Annotated in this window: 1 protein-coding gene; it reads left to right on the forward strand. The window is 43.0% G+C overall.

What is annotated here, in order from left to right; translation table 11 throughout:
- Positions 1-263, forward strand: a 263-nt coding sequence (locus GM612_RS12305; protein ID WP_173021292.1) for a hypothetical protein, incomplete at both ends; no start/stop codon positions are given.

Raw genomic sequence — 263 nt, forward strand, 5'->3', positions numbered from 1 at the left:
CAAATTAGGTAATGCTCAGTTTACTATCGTGCCGAAGTTGTCTGATGGTAGTCCAGTTCCAGGTTACGAGAATGGGATTCCAGCAACTGGTTTGCCAGGTAATACAGTCGATGTACCAGATGTTTCTGGGTACACAAAGACTGCGAAGACCGTTGATGTGCCAACAGATAAGCCAAACGTAGACGTTATTTACACGCCAAATTCACAAAAAGCAACGATTCACTTTGTGGATCAAAGTGGTAACACTATTGCTTCCAATCTCA

The sequence above is a fragment of the Secundilactobacillus folii genome, assembly GCF_009720675.1.
GTDB lineage: Bacteria > Bacillota > Bacilli > Lactobacillales > Lactobacillaceae > Secundilactobacillus > Secundilactobacillus folii.